Source organism: Burkholderia sp. Ac-20345 (assembly GCF_017104825.1).
Taxonomy (GTDB): domain Bacteria; phylum Pseudomonadota; class Gammaproteobacteria; order Burkholderiales; family Burkholderiaceae; genus Burkholderia; species Burkholderia lata_B.
The window spans coordinates 1-2,733 of sequence record NZ_JAAGPO010000432.1; the positions used below are offsets into that span (position 1 = coordinate 1).

2 protein-coding genes and 1 pseudogene are annotated in these 2,733 nt (G+C 69.0%); 2 read left to right on the forward strand and 1 reads right to left on the reverse strand.

Going from position 1 to position 2,733, the window contains the following annotated elements; translation table 11 throughout:
* Positions 1 to 280, forward strand: a pseudogene (locus G3O06_RS47650) (hypothetical protein); the annotation flags it as partial.
* 81 nt (positions 281 to 361) lie between these two features.
* Here the strand turns inward: G3O06_RS47650 and G3O06_RS47655 are convergent.
* A complete protein-coding gene (locus tag G3O06_RS47655) occupies positions 362 to 1,561 on the reverse strand; it encodes a sensor domain-containing diguanylate cyclase (RefSeq protein WP_174917795.1) in 1,200 nt (399 codons plus the stop codon).
* A gap of 305 nt (positions 1,562 to 1,866) precedes the next feature.
* On the opposite strand from G3O06_RS47655, the gene G3O06_RS47660 reads away from it, so the two are divergent.
* A partial coding sequence (locus tag G3O06_RS47660; protein ID WP_205820256.1) for a cellulose biosynthesis cyclic di-GMP-binding regulatory protein BcsB occupies positions 1,867 to 2,733 on the forward strand: 867 nt, incomplete at its 3' end.

Here is a 2,733-nt window from a genome sequence, read left to right on the forward strand (position 1 = left end):
GGGGATCGCGGCGCTGTGGTATGCGGTGCGGATCGAGATCGATCGCCGGCTGTTCGCCGCGCTCGCGCGCGCGGCGGCCGGCGACGCATCGGTCGACGACGGGCTCGCGGCGCTCGATCGCGCACTCGCCGATCTCGGCTGGATCGACGCATCGAAGGCCGGACGTGCGCTCGACGCACGCGTGCGCGGCGCGGTCGGGTTGTGCAGGGCCGGTGTGCTCGTCGCGATCGTGCAATGGCTCGTGGTCGGGCTCGCGATCGCCGTTCCGCAGATCGGCTAGCGCCTGGTCAAGCCAGCCGCGGGCAGGTGAGCGGGGCATTCCACCCGCCGGTCCGTCAACGAAACTGCCTTCGAGTACACGTTACGCGTGCGCCATCCGCTGCGACCGCGTGCGCTTCACTTCATACATCGCCTGGTCCGCATGTTCGATCAGCGCGTTCATGTCGGTGCCGTCGTCGGGCAGTAGCGCGATCCCGACGCTGACGCCGAGCCGCATCGGGCGCCCCTCGAATTCGAACGGTTCACTGACCTGGTGCGCGAGCCGCGTGCTTTGCGCATGCGCATCGTCGCGGTTGCCGATGTTCGGCAGGATCACCGCAAATTCGTCGCCGCCGATGCGGGCGACCGTGTCCGAGCGCCGCACCGCCCCCTGCATCCGCGTGGCGATCTCGCGCAGCGCGGCGTCGCCCGCACGATGGCCGAACCCGTCGTTGATCGGCTTCAGCCCGTCCATGTCGATGTTGAGAATGCCGAGCCGGCCGTTCGCGCGCAGCGTCGTGTGCATCGACTGCCGCAGGCGGTCGTAGAACAGCGCGCGGTTCGGCAGGCCCGTGAGCGCGTCGTGCGTCGCGCGCAGGTACAGTTCGTTCGCCTCGTTGCGCGCCGCGTGGAACATCGCGGCGGCGATCAGGTCGGCCGTCAGCCGCAGCGTGCCGGCGTCGGCTTGCGAAAAGCCGTCGACTTCCGGCGACATCACCTTCAGCACGCCGACCGTCGTGTCGGCATGGGTGAGCGGCATCACGAGCATCGAGCGCAGGCCGACCCGCCGGCATGCGTCGCGATCGACGCGCGAGTCGGTTTCCGAATCGGTGCAGTGCAGCAACTCGCCTTGCTGCACGCACAGGCCCGACAGGCTGCCCGAGCGCCGCAGCCGCAGGCCCAGCATCCCGGCGGCCGTGCCCGACGCGGCGCGGTACACCATGTCGTCGCCCTCGGCGAATTCGACGGCGGCGGCGCTCGCGCCGGTGAGTTGCGGCACCTGCTCGGCCACATAGGCCATCACGCTGCCGAGGTCGAGGCCGAGCTTCGCGATCTCGGTCTGCGCGGCGATGATGCGCAGCAGCGTATCGGGGGACGGAGTGGCAGTGTCGGCGATTTGATTCAAGTCAGTTTTCCGTGAAAGAAAGCACGTCCGGCGAAGCGGGATTGCGGTAGCATACGCGCCGCCTCGCGGCAGCGCGTTCCGGCGGGGCGGTCTGCAACGGACCGCCGCCGGCCGGCCGTACCGCGCCGGCAGTATGCCGTTCGGCCTGCCGGGCGACAACGGCGCAATTCTTACCATTCATCCCTCTCGCGCAGCATTTCCGACCGGATTGAGGTTTTTTTCGCTTCATCGTCGCGAATCGGGGTAAGTTTTGTCCTGTTTTTGAGATAGTGTGACGAATGGGCGTGCGCCAGTGCCAGGCGCGCGTAGCACGATGACGCGCGATTAAAGAAATCGCCGCATTGTTTCGATAAATGAGCCAGGCCAGTTCGTTTTATATGAGGGGAAGCAGTGGGGATGTTCACTCACGGGCATAGCTGCTTTGCGCGCATCGGCTTCGATGCGACGGATGACCGGATGATCCTGACGAAACGGAGCGGCGCATGAAGCCGGCCGTGTCGCTGCTCGTCCTGTCGGCCGCGATGGCCGGCGCTTTTCATGCAGCCGTGCTGTCGGCCGCGCCGATGCCGGCCGTGCCGGCCGCCGCCGCGGCCGCGCCTGCGGCGGCCAGCGCGGCCGCAGCCGGCCTGCCGGCAACGACGGTGCACCTGCCGTTCGCGTCGCTCGGTGCGTTCGATCCGCTGCGCCTGCGCGGGGCCGACGACGCGCGCACGATCAATGCGGGCGTGCGGCTCGACCGCGTGGTCACCGGCGCGCGGCTGCGCCTGACCTACGCGTATTCGCCGTCGCTGGTGTTCCCGATGTCGCACCTGAAGGTGTCGGTGAACGGCGAGGTGATCGCGACCGTCCCGTTCGACGCCGCGCAGGCGGGCCGCACGATCACGCAGGAAATCCCGATCGATCCGCGCTACTTCTCGGATTTCAACCAGATCGGCCTGCGCCTGATTGCGCATTACACGCTCGACCATTGCGAGGATCCGTCGAACTCGGCGCTGTGGGCCGACGTGAGCCCGAAGAGCGAGCTGATCCTCGACGAATCGCCGGTGCGCCTGCCGAACGATCTCGCGCTGCTGCCCGCGCCGTTCTTCGATCGGCGCGACAACGGCCGCGTGCGGCTGCCGTTCGTGCTGCCGGCGTCGCCCGATTCGGCGACGCTGCGCAGCGCGGGCGTGCTCGCATCGTGGTTCGGCGCGCTGGCGGACTACCGGCATGCGCGGTTCCCGGTGTCGACCGGGCTGCCGGCCGACGACCAGGCGGTCGTGATCGGCACGGCCGCGACGCTGCCGGCCGGTCTCGCGCTGCCGTCGATCAACGGCCCGCTGCTCGCGGTGGCCGACAACCCGGCCGCG

Excerpts from the sequence above, each read along its gene's own strand:
- G3O06_RS47655 (WP_174917795.1), bottom strand. The coding sequence starts at position 1,561 with ATGGTAAGAATTGCGCCGTTGTCGCCCGGCAGGCCGAACGGCATACTG.